At 63.5% G+C, this 14,888-nt stretch carries 15 protein-coding genes; 11 read left to right on the top strand and 4 right to left on the bottom strand.

All coding sequences use genetic code 11. The annotated features are described in order from the left end of the window. Nucleotides 1-76: 76 nt before the first annotated feature. A complete protein-coding gene (locus DFR31_RS11505) occupies nt 77-1,105 on the bottom strand; it encodes a TRAP transporter substrate-binding protein (RefSeq protein WP_121442839.1) in 1,029 nt (342 codons plus the stop codon). A 199-nt stretch (nt 1,106-1,304) separates the two neighbouring features. Then, nucleotides 1,305-1,964 carry a GntR family transcriptional regulator gene (locus tag DFR31_RS11500; protein WP_170153684.1) on the bottom strand — a complete coding sequence of 220 codons (660 nt, stop codon included), beginning with the start codon at nt 1,962-1,964 and terminating at the stop codon, nt 1,305-1,307. A gap of 176 nt (nt 1,965-2,140) precedes the next feature. Between DFR31_RS11500 and DFR31_RS11495 the strand changes: the two genes are divergently transcribed. The 11 genes from DFR31_RS11495 (at nt 2,141) to DFR31_RS11445 (ending at nt 12,928) form a co-directional block, all read left to right on the top strand. Then, nucleotides 2,141-3,679, top strand: a complete 1,539-nt coding sequence (locus DFR31_RS11495; protein ID WP_121442837.1) for a malonate--CoA ligase — start codon at nt 2,141-2,143, stop codon at nt 3,677-3,679. 136 nt (nt 3,680-3,815) lie between these two features. After that, nucleotides 3,816-4,076: a zinc-finger domain-containing protein gene (locus DFR31_RS11490; RefSeq protein ID WP_121442836.1), complete on the top strand. Its 261-nt coding sequence runs from the start codon at nt 3,816-3,818 to the stop codon at nt 4,074-4,076. 16 nt (nt 4,077-4,092) lie between these two features. Then, nucleotides 4,093-5,139 carry a lipopolysaccharide heptosyltransferase II gene (gene waaF / locus DFR31_RS11485; protein WP_245971176.1) on the top strand — a complete coding sequence of 349 codons (1,047 nt, stop codon included), beginning with the start codon at nt 4,093-4,095 and terminating at the stop codon, nt 5,137-5,139. Continuing rightward, nucleotides 5,139-6,278 carry a glycosyltransferase family 4 protein gene (locus DFR31_RS11480; RefSeq protein ID WP_121442835.1) on the top strand — a complete coding sequence of 380 codons (1,140 nt, stop codon included), beginning with the start codon at nt 5,139-5,141 and terminating at the stop codon, nt 6,276-6,278. Before waaF ends, DFR31_RS11480 begins: the two co-directional genes overlap by 1 nt. Then, complete coding sequence (gene rfaP / locus DFR31_RS11475; RefSeq protein ID WP_121442834.1) at nt 6,275-7,135, top strand: lipopolysaccharide core heptose(I) kinase RfaP; 861 nt, start codon at nt 6,275-6,277, stop codon at nt 7,133-7,135. Before DFR31_RS11480 ends, rfaP begins: the two co-directional genes overlap by 4 nt. Further along, nucleotides 7,132-7,977, top strand: coding sequence for a lipopolysaccharide kinase InaA family protein (locus DFR31_RS11470; protein ID WP_211328298.1), 846 nt, complete (start codon nt 7,132-7,134; stop codon nt 7,975-7,977). Before rfaP ends, DFR31_RS11470 begins: the two co-directional genes overlap by 4 nt. Then, the gene (locus DFR31_RS11465) at nt 7,974-8,804 is read left to right on the top strand and encodes a lipopolysaccharide kinase InaA family protein (protein WP_121442833.1); all 831 of its coding nucleotides are present in this window, start codon (nt 7,974-7,976) and stop codon (nt 8,802-8,804) included. Before DFR31_RS11470 ends, DFR31_RS11465 begins: the two co-directional genes overlap by 4 nt. Continuing rightward, nucleotides 8,791-9,792 (top strand): glycosyltransferase family 9 protein, encoded by a 1,002-nt coding sequence (locus DFR31_RS11460; RefSeq protein ID WP_245971175.1) that lies wholly within the window; start codon nt 8,791-8,793, stop codon nt 9,790-9,792. Before DFR31_RS11465 ends, DFR31_RS11460 begins: the two co-directional genes overlap by 14 nt. 28 nt (nt 9,793-9,820) lie before the next feature. Then, nucleotides 9,821-10,960, top strand: a complete 1,140-nt coding sequence (locus DFR31_RS11455) for a glycosyltransferase (protein ID WP_170153683.1) — start codon at nt 9,821-9,823, stop codon at nt 10,958-10,960. Then, on the top strand, nt 10,894-11,604 hold the full coding sequence (locus tag DFR31_RS13820) for a hypothetical protein (protein WP_147436978.1): 711 nt from the start codon (nt 10,894-10,896) through the stop codon (nt 11,602-11,604). Before DFR31_RS11455 ends, DFR31_RS13820 begins: the two co-directional genes overlap by 67 nt. Before the next feature lie 73 nt (nt 11,605-11,677). Beyond that, nucleotides 11,678-12,928, top strand: coding sequence for an O-antigen ligase family protein (locus tag DFR31_RS11445; RefSeq protein WP_121442829.1), 1,251 nt, complete (start codon nt 11,678-11,680; stop codon nt 12,926-12,928). Here DFR31_RS11445 and DFR31_RS11440 read toward each other — a convergent pair. Further along, nucleotides 12,908-14,017 (bottom strand): glycosyltransferase family 4 protein, encoded by a 1,110-nt coding sequence (locus tag DFR31_RS11440; protein ID WP_121442828.1) that lies wholly within the window; start codon nt 14,015-14,017, stop codon nt 12,908-12,910. The genes DFR31_RS11445 and DFR31_RS11440 overlap by 21 nt on opposite strands. 5 nt (nt 14,018-14,022) lie before the next feature. Further along, entirely contained in the window at nt 14,023-14,862 is an 840-nt protein-coding gene (locus DFR31_RS11435; protein ID WP_121442827.1) for a glycosyltransferase family 2 protein, read from the bottom strand. Between the last annotated feature and the right edge of the window lie 26 nt (nt 14,863-14,888).

Here is a 14,888-nt window from a genome sequence, read left to right as displayed (position 1 = left end):
CGTGGATTATGCTTCTCGTGCGGTGGACCCTGCCGGGCCGCACGGGCCCGGCAGGGACATCAGGGAGAGAGCGGCGTTACTCGACCTCGAGGGCCATGTCGAGCAGTTCCTGACCGCCTTCGACTTCATTGACGAAGTTGGCGTAGGCGCTGCGCTCGGCGATCTCGCGCCAGGCCTCGAAGTCCTCCTCGGTCATGTAGGCGACCTCACGGCCGTGCTCCTCGTAGACCTCGGCGAAGCGCTCGTCGGCCTCGATGGCGGCCTCGTAGGCGAACTCCTCGGCCTCCTTGCCCGCCTCGATCAGCACGGCCTGCTGCTCCTCGCTGAGGCGGTCCCAGATGCGGGTGGAGACCAGGATGGGCTGGTACATGAACCAGAGGGCGTAGTCACCCGGGGGGGTCACGCACTCAAGCTGCTCGTACAGCCGGAAGGACACAAAGCTGGCGGAGCTGGTGTTGGCGGAATCCAGCACGCCGGTCTGCAGGCCGGTGTAGATGTCGGAGCTGGGCATGGAGGCAATGGAGGCACCGGCCTCGGCGAGCATCTCCTCGAAGGCAGCACCGGCCGCGCGGATGTTGATGCCGTCGGCGTCATCCGGATGCACGATGCACTTCTCGGTGGAGCCGAAACCACCGGCCAGCCAGGTGTGGGCGAGCACCTTCACGTTGTGCTCGGCCATGATCTCTTCCAGCCGCTCCATGAAGGGGGACTCGTTGATGCGCTGGGCGTGGTCGTGGTTACGCACCAGGCCAGGCATCAGAGTGAGGTTAACCTCGGGCACCCGGCCACCCACGTAGGCCAGCGGCAGCGCGGTGAGGGCCAGGCGGCCACGGGACAGGGCCGGCCACTGCTCACGCGGCTGGTACAGGGAGGCGCCCGGGTAGACGCGAACCTGCAGGCCCACGTCGGCCTCTTCCGCCCGGTTGGCGATGATCTGCACCATTTCGTCGCGGACGTCACCCTGGCCACCCGGCCACTGGTGCGAGGCATCCAGCCGCATCTGCGCCTGGGCGCTCATGGGGTAAATCATGGCAGTGGCCATGGCACACATGGTGACGGCAACAGCGAAAGCCCAACGCGGGCGGTAGGTCTTTTTCTGAGACATCGGTACTTCCTCCTGGTCTTCCTCTCGATTAACCGGCCGTGGGCTGAGTTTTGATCTGGTTGCCCAGCGGCGACGGTTTCTTGGTACTGCCTTTTTTTACTGCCTAGGTACTACGCGGCCTTCTTTCGGGCCTTTTTCTTTCAGGTTGCGGCGCAGCCACGCCTGAAAATCGGGTGACGCTTGCAAAAGGGTGTGCGGTTCAGTGCCGCACGGCCTCCTTATCCATCAGGGTCTTGCCCTGTTCGAGCAGGTGGTGCTTCATCTGCGCATCGGCGGCCTCTGCATCGCCCTTGCGGAAGGCTTCCATCAGGTCGCGATGCTCCTGCAGGGAGTCCTGCAGCCGTCCGGGTGCCTTCAGCTGCCGGTGCCGGGCGAGGATAAGAATGCGGCGCAGGTCCGCTGCCACGCGCTGGAGATAGGGATTGCCACAGACCTCCTGCAGGCGGGTGTGGAACTCGTAGTTGTGCTCGTAGTAACGGTCGATGTCCCCGTCCGCCGCGGCATCCTCCAGGTTCTGGTGGATACGCTCCAGGTTCTGCAGCTCGCGCTCGTCGGTGCGCTTCACCGCCTCGCCGGCGATCAGCCCCTCGAGCACGGCCATCACCGGGAAGAGCTGCTCCAGGTCCTTATGGTCCAGCACGCGCACGCGGCAGCCGCGCCGCGGCTCCAGGGTCACCAGCCCGTCGGCGTCGAGGATCTTCAGCGCCTCGCGCACCGGGGTACGGCTGACGCCCAGTTCTTCGGCCAGCACAACCTCGTCGATCCGGTCGCCCGGACGCAGCTCCTGCTGAAAGATCCTTTTCCTCACCAGATCAGCAACCTGGCTGTATAGCGCTGGCGATTTCAGTGAACCCACCATCGTTTCTGCTCCTCCTGCAGACCCTCTCCGGGGATGATGCTTGTAGCTTGTAATTACGAATGTATAATTCATAATGCAAGACGTCAAGGGCAAGATGACGAACTGTCCCAGAGGCTCCGCAGGGCCCACCCAGAAGAAGCCGGGACGCAACCAGAACACTTTGATGGAGGAAGCCTATGAACGCCCCTAAACCCCTCGCGCAAGGACCGGAGAGCCTCTACAACCTGCTGCATGAACGCTGTCAGGGCCGTGAGGACCAGGTCTGCATGGAAGTGCCCGGAGGCCAGAGCTGGACCTACGGCCAGGTCCACGAACACGCGGCCCGCCTGGCCGGCCTGCTGGCCCAGCTGGGCGTGCAGCCCGGTGACCGGGTGGCCGTGCAGGTGGAAAAGAGCCCGGAGGCCATCTCCCTTTACCTCGCCTGCCTGCGCGCGGGCGCGGTCTTTCTGCCCTTGAACACCGCCTACATGCGCGCGGAGCTGGAGTACTTCCTCCACGATGCGGAACCGGCCCTGGTGGTGGTGCGGCCTGCGGGCGAGGAGACCATGCGCGGGCTGGCGGAGGCCCAGGGCGGGATCCGCGTCGAGACGCTGGACGCCCAGGGCGGCGGCAGCCTGACCCGAGCGCTGGCCGAACAGGCCCCGGAGCCGCTGGCGCCGCACCCGGTGAAGCGCGATGACCTGGCCTGTATCCTCTACACGTCCGGCACCACCGGCCGGCCCAAGGGGGCGATGCTCTCCCACGGCAACCTGGGGTCCAATGCACTGGCGCTGGAGTCGGCCTGGGGCTGGCGGGATGACGATGTGCTGATCCACGCCCTGCCGATCTTCCACGTGCACGGGCTGTTCGTGGCCATCCACTGCGCCATGCTCGGTGCCTCCAAGATCTACTTCCTGCCCAAGTTCGATGCCGACCAGGTGATCAAGCTGATCCCGCAGGCCACCGTGCTGATGGGCGTGCCCACCTTCTACACCCGCCTGCTGCAACAGCCCGAGCTGACCCCGGAGCTCTGCAGCAACATCCGGCTGTTCGTGTCGGGGTCCGCGCCGCTGCTGGAGGAGACCTTCGAGCAGTGGCACGAGCGCACCGGGCACCACATCCTGGAACGCTACGGCATGACCGAAACCGGCATGAACATCTCCAACCCGCTGGAGGGCGAGCGCCGCCCCGGCACCGTCGGCTTCCCGCTGCCCGGGGTGCATGCCCGCGTGGTGGACGAGCAGGGTCGCGAGCTGCCGGCCGGCGAGGTGGGCAGCCTGCAGGTGAAGGGCCCGAACGTGTTCTCCGGGTACTGGCGCCTGCCGGAGAAGACCGCGGAGGAGTTCACCGACGACGGTTACTTCATCACCGGCGACATGGGCATGGTGAGCGAGGACGGTTACTTCGCTATCGTCGGCCGGGCGAAGGACCTGGTCATCACCGGCGGGTACAACGTCTATCCGAAAGAGGTGGAGGGCTTCATCGACGCCCTGGACGGGGTGCGCGAATCGGCGGTCATCGGCCTGCCCCACCCGGACTTCGGCGAGCAGGTGGCCGCGGTGGTGGTGCCGGAGCAGAGCGGCGACAAGCTGGACGAGAGCAAGGTGATCGGCCAGCTGAAGGGCGAACTGGCCGGCTACAAGGTCCCGAAGGCCGTCTTCTTCGTCGACGAGCTGCCCCGCAACACCATGGGCAAGGTGCAGAAGAACGTGCTGCGCGAGCAGTACGCGAGCTGAACCCCGCCCGCGGGCGCACCCGGTTTGATTGCCGGGTGCGCCTTCCCCCCTCTCCCGTTGTACAATGGCGCGCAAAAGCCAACGCGCCGGGCGACCGTGCTGTTTCCGGCCCGGCCCACACCAGGGAGATTGCACCGTGCCCGATCCACAGACCCACGACCGCACCGATCTCATCGAGCCGAACGCCGCCAACCGCTACGAGGTCTCGCAGGACGATCTGCCGCTCTCCTGCCCGATGCCCGGCATGTACCTGTGGAACTCCCACCCCAAGGTCTACCTGCCCATCCACGAGACGGGCGAGGAGATCTGCCCCTACTGCGGTGCCCAGTACGTGCTGAAGGATTCCGTTGAGGATGTGGTGACCCTGCGCAAGGGGCGGCGGCAGTCGGATAAGTGAGCGGTATCCGACGGGCGTGACAAACGGACAGGACAACAGCGCTGCTCGCCCGGTGCTGGTGGTCGGCCCGGCGTGGGTGGGCGACATGGTGATGGCGCAGAGCCTGTTCATCAGCCTCCGCCAGCGCCACCCTTCTCCGGAGATCGATGTCATCGCCCCGGCGTGGAGCCTTCCGCTGCTGGAGCGGATGCCCGAGGTGCGCCGCGCCATCCCGCTACCTGTGGCCCACGGCGAACTGGCTCTGGGTAAACGCTGGCGCCTCGGCCGATCCCTGCGCCACGAGGGCTACCAGCAGGCCATCGTGCTGCCCCGCTCCGCCAAGGCCGCCCTGCCGGTGCTGGCCGCCGGCATCCCCCGGCGGACCGGTTACAAGGGAGAACACCGCTACGGCCTGCTTAACGACATCCGCCCCCTGGACCGGCAAAAGCTCTACCGCACGGTGGACCGCTTCGTCGCCCTGGGCCAGGAAGCTGACGCCCCACTGCCCCCACCCGTGCCGGAACCCCATCTGGAGATCTCCGCGACCGGGCGCGCGGCCGCCCGCGAGGCGCTGGGCCTGGCGGGCGACGACGCCCCCGCCCTGGCCCTGTGCCCCGGCGCCGAGTACGGCCCGGCCAAACGCTGGCCGGCGGCCTATTTTGCCGAAGTGGCCCGAGACCGGCTGGCCGCCGGCTGGCAGGTCTGGCTGTTCGGTTCTGACAAGGACCGCCCCATCACGGGTGAGATTGCCGACGCGGCGCCGGGGTGCACTGACCTGGCCGGCCACACGACGCTGGCGCAGGCCATCGATCTGCTCGCCTCGGCGGACGTGGTGGTCAGTAATGATTCGGGGCTAATGCACGTGGCCGCCGCCACCGGGCGCCCGGTGGTCGCGCTTTACGGCTCCTCCGATCCGGGCTACACGCCACCACTGAGCAGCCGCGCCCGCATCCTGTATTTGGGCCTGGAGTGCAGCCCCTGCTTCCAGCGCGAGTGCCCTCTGGGCCACCTGAACTGCCTGCGGCAGATGCACCCCGACCGGGTGCTGGAGGCCATCACCACGCTGCACCGGGAGGCCGCCTGATGCACCTGGCCTTCGCCCTGTTCAAGTACTTCCCCCATGGCGGGCTACAGCGCAACTTCCGGCGCATCACCGAGCTGGCGCTGGAGCGCGGCCACCGGGTTGACGTCTATACCCTCGCCTGGAGCGGCTGGACACCGGATCACCCGAACCTGCAGGTGGAGGTGATGAAGGTGCCCGGCTGGCGCAATCACACCCGCTACCGCCTCTTCGGCAACCGGCTGCAAGAACGGTTGGCGGAAAGCCGCCCCGACCGGGTAGTGGGCTTCAACAAGATGCCGGGGCTGGACGTCTACTACAACGCCGACCCCTGCTTCATGGAACGGGCGCAGACCCGCCACCCGCTCTATCGCTGGTCCGGGCGCTATCGGCAGCACGCTGCCTTCGAGCAGGCGGTGTTTCGCGCCGATGCCCGCAACCACATCCTGCTGCTCTCCGAAGCGGAGAAGCCCCTGTTCCAGCGATGGTACGGCACCCCCGATGAGCGCTTTCACCTGATGCCGCCCTACGTCTCCGCCGACCGCTTTGCCGGTCCGGAGGCCCCGGACATCGGTGCCGGCCTGCGTCAGGAGTTGGGCCTGGGCGAGGACGACCGGATGCTGCTGATGGTGGGCTCCGACTTTCGTCGCAAGGGCGTGGACCGCAGCATCCGCGCCCTGGCCGCCCTGCCCGAGGCCCAGCGGCAGCGCAGCCATCTGTACGTGCTCGGCAAGGGCCGCGCGGCAACACTGGAGGCGCTGGCCCACCGGCTCGGCGTGGCAGCTCAGGTCCACTTCCTGCAGGGGCGGGACGATGTGGCGCGCTTTCTCTTCGCCGCCGACCTGCTGCTCCACCCGGCCTACCAGGAGAATACCGGCACCGCCATCGTCGAGGCCATTGCCGCCGGTCTGCCTGCCCTGGTGACCGGCAACTGCGGCTACGCCTTTCACGTCGAGCGTGCCGAATGCGGACAGGTCCTACCGCCATCCTTCTCCCAGCCCGCCATGAACCGGGCACTTGCGGAGATGATCGGTAGCCTCGAGCGGCCCCGCTGGCGGGACAACGCCCTGGCCTACGCTCGGCGGACCGAACTGGGCAGTCGCGCCGAACACGCCCTGCGGGTTATCGAAGGGCCCCGGTACGGGGAGCAGGCCGCGGCATGAAACCGAGGAGGGACGAGATGGTGCTGGACCCGGACTTCCGGGCCGCGCTGCAGGCCGCGTTTGGCCCGGGCGATCCCTTCGAGCAGGTGATGGCCCTGGACGGGGAGGTGGTGCGCGCCGTGGATGGCCGCCGCACCTTCCGCTTCGAGCTGGGCGGCCTCACCTACTTCGCCAAGGTGCACACCGGCATGCCCTGGGGACGGATTCTGCGCAAGCTGTCGCAGTTTCGAGTCCCGGTGCTGGGGGCCGAACCGGAGTGGCGGGCCATACACCGGCTGCAGGCGCTGGGCATACCCACCACGCCGCCGGTGGCCTTTGGCCTGCGCCGGGGGCTCAACCCGGCCAGGGAACGCTCTTTCGTGATCACCCGAGACCTTGGCCGCACCCGCACCCTGGAGCAGGAGTGCCTGCGGTGGCCGGAGCATCCGCCCGCCTTCCGCTTCAAACTGGCGCTGATCCGGGAGGTGGCGCGAATCGCCCGTGCCCTGCACGAGGACGGGATGAACCACCGGGACTTCTACCTCTGCCATTTCCGGTTGGACCTGAACCAGGACGAGGCCGCCGTGCTTTCGGGGGCACGCCCGCCGCGACTGCACCTGATGGACCTGCACCGGGTTCAGCGCCACAAGCAATTACCGGAACGTGCTCGGGTAAAGGATATCGGCGGACTGTACTTCTCGGCGCTGGATATCGGGCTGACCCGACGGGATATCTTACGTTTCATGCGTGCCTACCAGGGCCTAACCCTTCGGCAGACACTGGCGGCGCATGGCAGGTTCTGGCAGCAGGTAGCAGAACGAGCACGCTGGCAGTACCGGCGGGAGCATGGCAAAGCGCCCAAGGCACCGCCGTTATGAAGTCTTATCGCCTGCTGCAATGGCTGGGACTGGCACCCCGGTTGCTCCCGAACGCTGGAGACCACCCTAACCTGCAGGCTTGCGCACGGGCCTTGGCACAGGGCAATCCGCCCGCCGGGTGGACCCTTCTGGGCAGTTCCGCACAGGCCCGTGTGGCCCGCGGCGAATGGCAGGGGCAACCTGTCTTTCTCAAGGTGCTGCTGCCCCGTCATCGCCTGGAGGAACTGAAGGCCCTGGGCCGCGGTAGCCGCGGTGCCCGCGCGGTGGATCGCTCCATCCAGATGAGCCGGGATGGCTTCCCAACCCCGCCCGTGCTGGCCTACGGCCGCGCCAATCCGCGCCTGGAGTTCGTCCTCACCCAGGCCGTACCCCATCCCGCCATGGTGGACCTGGTCACCTGCGCCTCGGGCCCATCACGCCTGGAGCTGAAGTCGCGGTGGTGTTTGCTCCGGCGTTTCGGTGCCGAAATCGCCCGCTTGCATCAGGCCGGCTGGGTTCACGGCGACCTGCGCCTGGGCAACGTGTTATGCGATCTGCAAGGGGGACTTGAGGCAGCGGAGTTTTGGTACCTGGACAATGAGGGCAGCCACCGCAGCGCAAAAGCGCAGGATCAAGACCGTAACCTCGTCCAACTGGCCATGACTCGACGGGACCACCAGAGCCGCACGGACCAGCTGCGCATGCTGCAGGGCTACGCAGAGGGTATGAAACTCGACCGGGCCAGTTATCGGCGACTGGCTCGCAACGTGGAGAGCGGTCGTCAGCAGCGCTGGGCCCGACGCATGGCGCGTGGCGGCCCCAAGCCTCGTTTCCAGCCTGGCCACCGTGAGGCAAAGCCGTGAGAGCCATTCGGGGTAAGGGCCACGGCTTTCAGTACGCCTGCTCGCCCGACTCGCCCGCCCTCGCAGCCCTTGATGGGGGCCGCTGGCCGCCGCCAGGCGCCACGCTGAAGGTCATCAAAAAGAACAAGAAGGTCTGCAGCGGCTTTATTAGCCTCGGCTCTACTTCGCTGTTCTTCAAGCGATTCCCTAATAATCCGTGGGCCGGTGCGCTCCAACGGATGACCGTCCGGGATCGGGTGAACCGGAACTGGCGAGTCGCTCAACGACTGCAGGCCCACGGCGTGGCCATCCCGGCGCCCCATGCCGCAATCTGGGGACAGGACACATCCTGGTATCTGAGCGAGGCGATCATGGGGGCGGCAACAATGGAGGCAGCTGTCCGACAGTCAGGGCCAGCGACGTCCAAGACCACCGGGCTTTGCAAGACCGCCGTCGATCAGTTAATCCGCCTGCATGATGCCGGCGTGGTGCATGGCGACCTGAAGTGGGGAAATTTGCTGGTACAGAACGCCCGGGTCATCATCACGGATCTGGACAGCGCCCGCATCAAGCCCCGGGTGGGACTCAACGCAGCCACACAGGACCTGGCACGCTTCCTGGTCAGTGGGCTGGAACTGGGCCTAGACCAACACTGGGCCCATGGGGTCATTCAGCATTATGCAGCAGGGCGGGCGTTGCGCCCCGAGGGGCTGATCGGGCGGGTCCAGCGATCAATCGAGCGCATCAGCGCCGCCCACCAGAAACGGTACGGCCGGCCCCCGGTATACTTGGCAGCCCAACCCACTCCCGACCGAGACCGACAAAAGAACCATTGTGAGCGACGATAATCCTCCCCTTCTCATAATGCTGGACCGCCACCTAGGCAACTTTCTGGTGGCCAGCCCTGTGCTCACCCACATCGCCCGTGAGAAGCCCGGGACTCAAGCGGTGATCAACGCCTCACACTGGGCGTTGGCGCAGCGTATTCCGGGTTTTCCCGAGCCATGCGTGCAGCTTCAGGGTACCGGCAATGGGATAAAGAAGGGCCTCGAATTCCTGCGTGCATTGCGCACGGTGCGTGGCACCAAGCCCTCATGGATAGCGGATTTTGGCGGCAGCAACACCGGCGCTTTACTCGGCGGGCTTTCGGGCGCGCCCCTACGGATCTGCAGAAAGGGCAAACCCCGCGCCGGCCTGTACAATCGGCACGCAGAGCATCCAGCTAATGGAAGCCACCGTATTGATACCTACGGCACGCTCGCCCAGGCGGCGGGTCTAAACGGGAAATGGGGCTGGCCGGTGGTAAGCGCGACGAGCTCAGATCGTCGGGAACTCGAGGCCCAGGCATTGCCGGACCCAGCTACCATCGTTTGCCTGCACGTCGCAGGGGGTAAGGGGTACAAGCATTGGCCCCTGGACCGTTATGCCTCGCTTTGCGATTGGCTGTACGATCAAGGGCTCCGCCCGACGCTTGTTGGGGCTGGGCCCGATCGGCCCTCGGCAGACGCGGTGAAGGCCCTTTGCAAGCAGCAGCCCATCGACTTGGTGCAACAGCTTTCTCTGGGTACGCTCATTGCCCGATTGGAACGGTGTCGGCTATTCATAGGCAACGACAGCGGGCCCATGCACCTGGCCGCTGCAGCGGGCGCTCCCATCATTGGCCTGTTTGGCCCCACCGACCCGGCCCGATGGGGTCCACTGACGGAAAAGCGCACCCTCATCCGGGGCACTGAACCGATTGCCCCGGAAGAAGGCAAAAAGCACGTTCAAGATGGCCGACGGATGGACAGCATCCCGTTGGAAGCCGTCACTGACGCTATCACCCAGGCCCTCTGACTTGGGCAAACAAACGAAACCGCACGCGATGAACGACGATCCAGCAGAACGCCCGCTGAACAGACGTCGGGTGGCCTACCTCTTGGAAACGCCTGGTGAGGTCGGCCCCAATGTCCGCCAGCAGATGGCCGCATTGCGCCGACTGGGCGCCACGGTCACCGCGTGCCTCCTGTCCGGTGATCCGGACTCCTTCAAGGTCGAGGACGAAGCGGATCATGTCAGCGGTTTGAGGCTGCCTGCCTCCGCTTTGTCAGGGAGCCGTATCGGCGCAGCCCGAGCATTCCGGCGATGGTTGCTTGGCCATCCCATTGATACCTTGGTTTGTGACCAGTATAAGGCCATCACTACGGGCACCTTGGCAACCGTGTTGCCTATGATGGAACGACCTCAGCTGATTGCTCTGTTGCGTGGCTTCCAGGCCGTTTCCTCCCGCAGCCGGCGACACTTCTACCGGCTGTTCGCTAGCCGTATCACGGGTTTTATCACTCTGACCCAGGCACAGAGGTCCAAGGTACTCACCCTGATGCCTTGGGTCTCCGAAGAGCACGTCTCGGTGGTTAACAATTTCCTGGACTCGGAGAGACTGGCGGCCAGCCTCTTTTCCCGGGAAGAGGCCCAACGTACGTTGGACATCGCAGGTGACCTGTTCACCTTTGGCACCGTCTGCAGGTTCGACCGCTACAAACGCCTGGTTGACCTCGTGGAGGCCGCTGCGATTCTCCGTGACGCGGGATACGAATTCAGGGTGGTGATCGTTGGCACCGGACGCGAAGAGTGCAGGATTCAGGCGCGCGTCCAGGCACTGGGGCTGCGGGATTGGGTCCTGCTTACCGGGAAAATCCCGAATGCGGCCCGCTGCATGCGCGCGTTCGATTGCTTCGTGCTACCGTCCGAGGGTGACAATTTCGCGCGGGTCTTTCTTGAGGCGCGCGCCGCGCATTTACCCGTTATCGGTGTCGACGGTGGCGGGACACCCGAGGTCATCGGCGAATACGGGCTTATCGCCGGTCGGCGATCTCCGGACGACCTTGCCCGCAAGATGGCGACTATTTTAAGCAAGCCCGCGACCGAGAGAGCCCGCCTGGGGGCGCGTGGTGCGGAGTGGTCGAACAAACAATTCTCGCGGAAACGGCTGGAGGCGCAACTGGCCGCCGCATTATCTCAGTAGCAAAACATCTCGTGATTTTTTCAAGGAAACAGCTGAAGCACCTGCGAAGAGACGCAAAAAATGCCCTGCTCTTCGGATGGCACGCACCGAGGGCCGCGGAGAGGATCTTCATAGCGCCCTCGGCGGTGGTAACCTACGCACAACGCAGCCCCAGCCGCAGTGACACGGGCCGCGTCCTTTCCGGGAACTGGGATTTGCAGGTAAAGCCATTGGACGAGCATCCAAAGGTGCGCTATTGCATCAACAGGTTCGTACGCGGTCAGTCGTGGGAAGAAGCTGGTGCGATAGAACATGCAAAAAAGCTCCTGGACAAAAGGGGCAGCGCGGATGGCAGGAGGAGCTGGGCCGAGATTTCCAGGCGACTGGAAGAGATTGATAAGCTCTATTCCGAACTAAAAGAGACAAGGAGACTCAAGACAAGCGCCGAGTTCCTCAATCAGGCCTCGAGCCGGGAAGATAGCGGCGTCTACATACATATTGACCGGTTTGGGCGACCGATATTCGGCGGAAAAGGCTGCCACCGGTTCGCCATTTGCAAGATTCTTGATATACCTGTCATCCCCGCGCAACTCGGCTTGGTGCACGAGCAGGCCGCCTCATCCAAAAAGGCCCTCAGAAAACTTCGGCACGACACGCGGGAATAACCTGCCCGGACCGGGATCAAAAAACCGTTCATCGATCCGGACTTGCGAATCCTAGGACCATTGCCAGAATCCCATGAATCGGACCACAACCACTCAAGCCCTGAAAGCCGAACTCGCCTGGTTTACCAAGGCCAATTACTTCGCCTTGGTCCTCATCTTTTTCCTCGCTGGTTTTTTCGTTTTCGAGGATCGGGGACACCACAGAAACTTATATTATTTATTGAGTTTTTTGCCGATTGCTTATCTTGTTATCACCAAGAGAATTCCCGGGGCCTTCAACCATAAGCTGCCTTGGGTCATCGTGGCGTGCTTTCTCGGCTTCACCGCGGCATCCGCCTTGTGGTCTTCGGTCTCTTTGGCGGATGACGCCTATGACATGATCCGTTACTTCCTGCTCGTCATGTCTTTTTTGCTTCTTATCGTGACGGTGATATGCGATAGCCATTGGACTGTGGAACGAATACTGCTTTATTCCGTGCTGCTAGTGGCCGCCATTGCATTCGCGACCCTATTGATCCATTATCAGAACAATCCCTTCCCTTATTCTAGGGTGCCCGCCCTGAGTCGACATGGAGAAGTCCAGACCCTAGGCGCGAACATGTACGGCGTCTTCGCCACCGCATCATTAGTCTTGCTTTTACAACCGAGCACCCGGCGCAGCCTCGCCCCGGCCTACCTGACAGCTTTAGCGGTTTCAGCAAGCATTCTTCTCGCATTCCTGGTTCTGGCCCAGACGCGGGGGGCGATTCTTGCCTTGGCAGTCACCTTGACAACACTGCTGGCGCTGCACCGCAGCTGGAAGACGCTGGTCTGCATTGCCCTGGCACTCGTGCTCGTCACTGTCTCCGTCGAGTTGTGGGGCTCCATCAGGGGATTTCTGGAAAGAGGTGCCGGCGCGCGTCCGGCCATATGGGCCGATGCCTGGCGCCAGGTTCTGGAGGCTCCCTGGTTCGGACAGGGTCGCACTGCGGAATTTGAGCTCGATACGGGGTCAAGAATATATGGCCACCCCCACAACGTGGTGCTTTATCTTTTGCTCCAGACCGGCTTTGTCGGCCTGTCTCTTTGGCTCATATGCACCACGTACTTTTTGCTTGCCGCATACAGAATTGGCGCCAGAAGCAGAAATTGGTTGCTCTTGTCGCTGATGGTTTTCGGCCTCATCGCAATGCTTTTCACCAGCCGCGACTTCCTGAGAAGCCCCAACACCACCTGGCTGCTTTACTGGCTTCCCGTCGGTCTGATTATTGGCGCGCAGATAAACCGGGCGATGACGGCTCGCGCCAACCGCCGCGTCGGGGCTTTACAGAATACTGGCGAATAGGTCGTCACGGGCGGCGTCAAGAGATTTGACGCTGTTCTCGATCGAGAAGTCCCGGGCACGGCGCCTTCCTGAGTCACCGTACTCTCTTCTCAGGGACGACGATGCAATCAAACGCTCGATTCCATCACGGATCGAGTCCGGGGACTCAGGGTCAATGATAATCGCGCAGTCATCCGAGAGGACCTCCTGCAACCCGCCTCGTCTGGATGAGACCAGCGGAACGCCGTTCGCCATGGCCTCGACGGAGGTTCGCCCGAAGGGCTCGCACCAAACAGCCGGCGTGACTGCAACCGAAGAGGTCTGCAGGATTATGCTGACCTGCTCTTGTGGAAGGAAATTAAAATGTCGCACGCGCTGCTGCATGCGCTGCAGGAGGCCCTGGAACCGGCGCACGCGCTTGTTTTTCCTGCCCATGTTTCTGTAGCTGGGCGGCCCGATCACGGTCGCCGTCCAGTCGGGATGGCGCGCGAACACGTCAGGTAGTGCATCCATGAGGTTGAACACCCCCTTCTCCTCATGAATTCGCCCGACGTAGACGATCTGTTTTTTCCGGCCTTCCTCGGGCGGCACCGTTTCCGGCCAATGAACACCGTTGTATACGACGCGGACCAGGCCCCTTGCCTGGACGCCGTTTTCCAGGAAGCGCCCGCGGAGGTAATCGCTTACGAAGAAGAGGCCGGCGACCTTATCCGCAACCCGCTGTCGGTCCCTTGGGTGCGCGTACCCGGACGTCGCCGCCAGGTCATTGTGGAGGAATAGAACAACGGGCACATCCAGCTTTTCCGCCAGAAACTCCGCGACCGTCCCGCTATTGTGGACCTCGATGAGGTCGGGGTTGATGCTCCTGAGCCGGGGTATCATACGGGCTGCGTATTGACCCTCGGTGTGATTCTGCCAAGGCCACCGCTTCTTGATCTGGACGAACCACTCGGGCTCGAACCACGGCCCTGGCTCGGTTCCGAAAACCCAGTGGTTACCGTATTTCGAACGCCCATGGCACTCGTGAATGTCGAGCGCGATCGCCCCGTGGGATCGCGGGCCGTACCCCTGCCTGGGCGTCAGCACAGAGACGATAACTCGGCTTGTCATGGCAGTTATTTATCAAGCTGCTCGTTCGTCTGCAATTCTTTCAGCCACGGCTCGTCGAACAGGGAATCCCGGCGGTTTTCCAGCTTCTCCTGGTTTCGGCGGTGACTCTTCTCCGGGGAGACCGCTGCAGTCCCATGACCCAGATGAACAATCCGGGGCATCATGGTCTGCACGGGGATCACCTTGGTATTATACCCGGCGTCCCAAAGTTGGGCCGATATCGAATAGCCCCCACTTTGGTCATAAAAACCCTTCGGGCCGTTGACGCTCTGGAATGTCAGGCCTTCATCGAGCAAGATCTTCCGGCGGTACATGGCGCAAAAGTCTTTGGGGTAGTGTCCCTGTTTCCATTCGTACTTCTTGCTGCGCAGCCCCAGCGCATACTTTATATTGCTGCGGACGACATGAATAACCCTTTTCTGGAATTCATAAATGGGGTTCTTGAGCTCGAGCTTCCAGGTGCCGACACCGCCGAGGCGATCGTCTTCATTCATGGCTTTCAAATACTCATCGAGCCAGTCATCACGCTTCACGAACAAGTCCGTGTGCATGGTGACCAGGAACTCCCCCGTGGCCTCGTGCAGGGCAATGTCGTGCGAGGTCCAGACGTTATCCGGGAAGTTGAAAAGGCCCTCGTCCGGACGCTCTATCAGCCGGATCCATTCCAGCGAGCGAAGATAGTCCAGGCTTTCATCCTTGGACCCGTTATCGATAACGATGACTTCGATGTCTTTTCCCGGTGTGTGTTTCCGGATGGAGCGCAGGCAAGGCTGCAACAGCGGCAGAACCTGCCAATGGGGGATGGAAATGCTTATGCGGCCGGGAACGAAAACGGGCTCTGACATGGAACACTCCGAGGCACGATGCAAGG

Source organism: Alkalispirillum mobile, assembly GCF_003664325.1.
Lineage (GTDB): Bacteria > Pseudomonadota > Gammaproteobacteria > Nitrococcales > Halorhodospiraceae > Alkalilimnicola > Alkalilimnicola mobilis.
The sequence above is the reverse complement of the archived record's forward strand: the minus strand, read 5'-3'. Positions and strand labels throughout refer to the sequence as shown.

Excerpts from the sequence above, each read along its gene's own strand:
- DFR31_RS11435 (WP_121442827.1), bottom strand. The coding sequence starts at position 14,862 with ATGTCAGAGCCCGTTTTCGTTCCCGGCCGCATAAGCATTTCCATCCCC.
- DFR31_RS11495 (WP_121442837.1), top strand. The coding sequence starts at position 2,141 with ATGAACGCCCCTAAACCCCTCGCGCAAGGACCGGAGAGCCTCTACAAC.
- DFR31_RS11440 (WP_121442828.1), bottom strand. The coding sequence starts at position 14,017 with ATGACAAGCCGAGTTATCGTCTCTGTGCTGACGCCCAGGCAGGGGTAC.
- DFR31_RS11505 (WP_121442839.1), bottom strand. The coding sequence starts at position 1,105 with ATGTCTCAGAAAAAGACCTACCGCCCGCGTTGGGCTTTCGCTGTTGCC.
- DFR31_RS11455 (WP_170153683.1), top strand. The coding sequence starts at position 9,821 with ATGAACGACGATCCAGCAGAACGCCCGCTGAACAGACGTCGGGTGGCC.
- DFR31_RS11480 (WP_121442835.1), top strand. The coding sequence starts at position 5,139 with ATGCACCTGGCCTTCGCCCTGTTCAAGTACTTCCCCCATGGCGGGCTA.
- DFR31_RS11500 (WP_170153684.1), bottom strand. The coding sequence starts at position 1,964 with ATGGTGGGTTCACTGAAATCGCCAGCGCTATACAGCCAGGTTGCTGAT.
- rfaP (WP_121442834.1), top strand. The coding sequence starts at position 6,275 with ATGAAACCGAGGAGGGACGAGATGGTGCTGGACCCGGACTTCCGGGCC.
- DFR31_RS11445 (WP_121442829.1), top strand. The coding sequence starts at position 11,678 with ATGAATCGGACCACAACCACTCAAGCCCTGAAAGCCGAACTCGCCTGG.
- DFR31_RS11470 (WP_211328298.1), top strand. The coding sequence starts at position 7,132 with ATGAAGTCTTATCGCCTGCTGCAATGGCTGGGACTGGCACCCCGGTTG.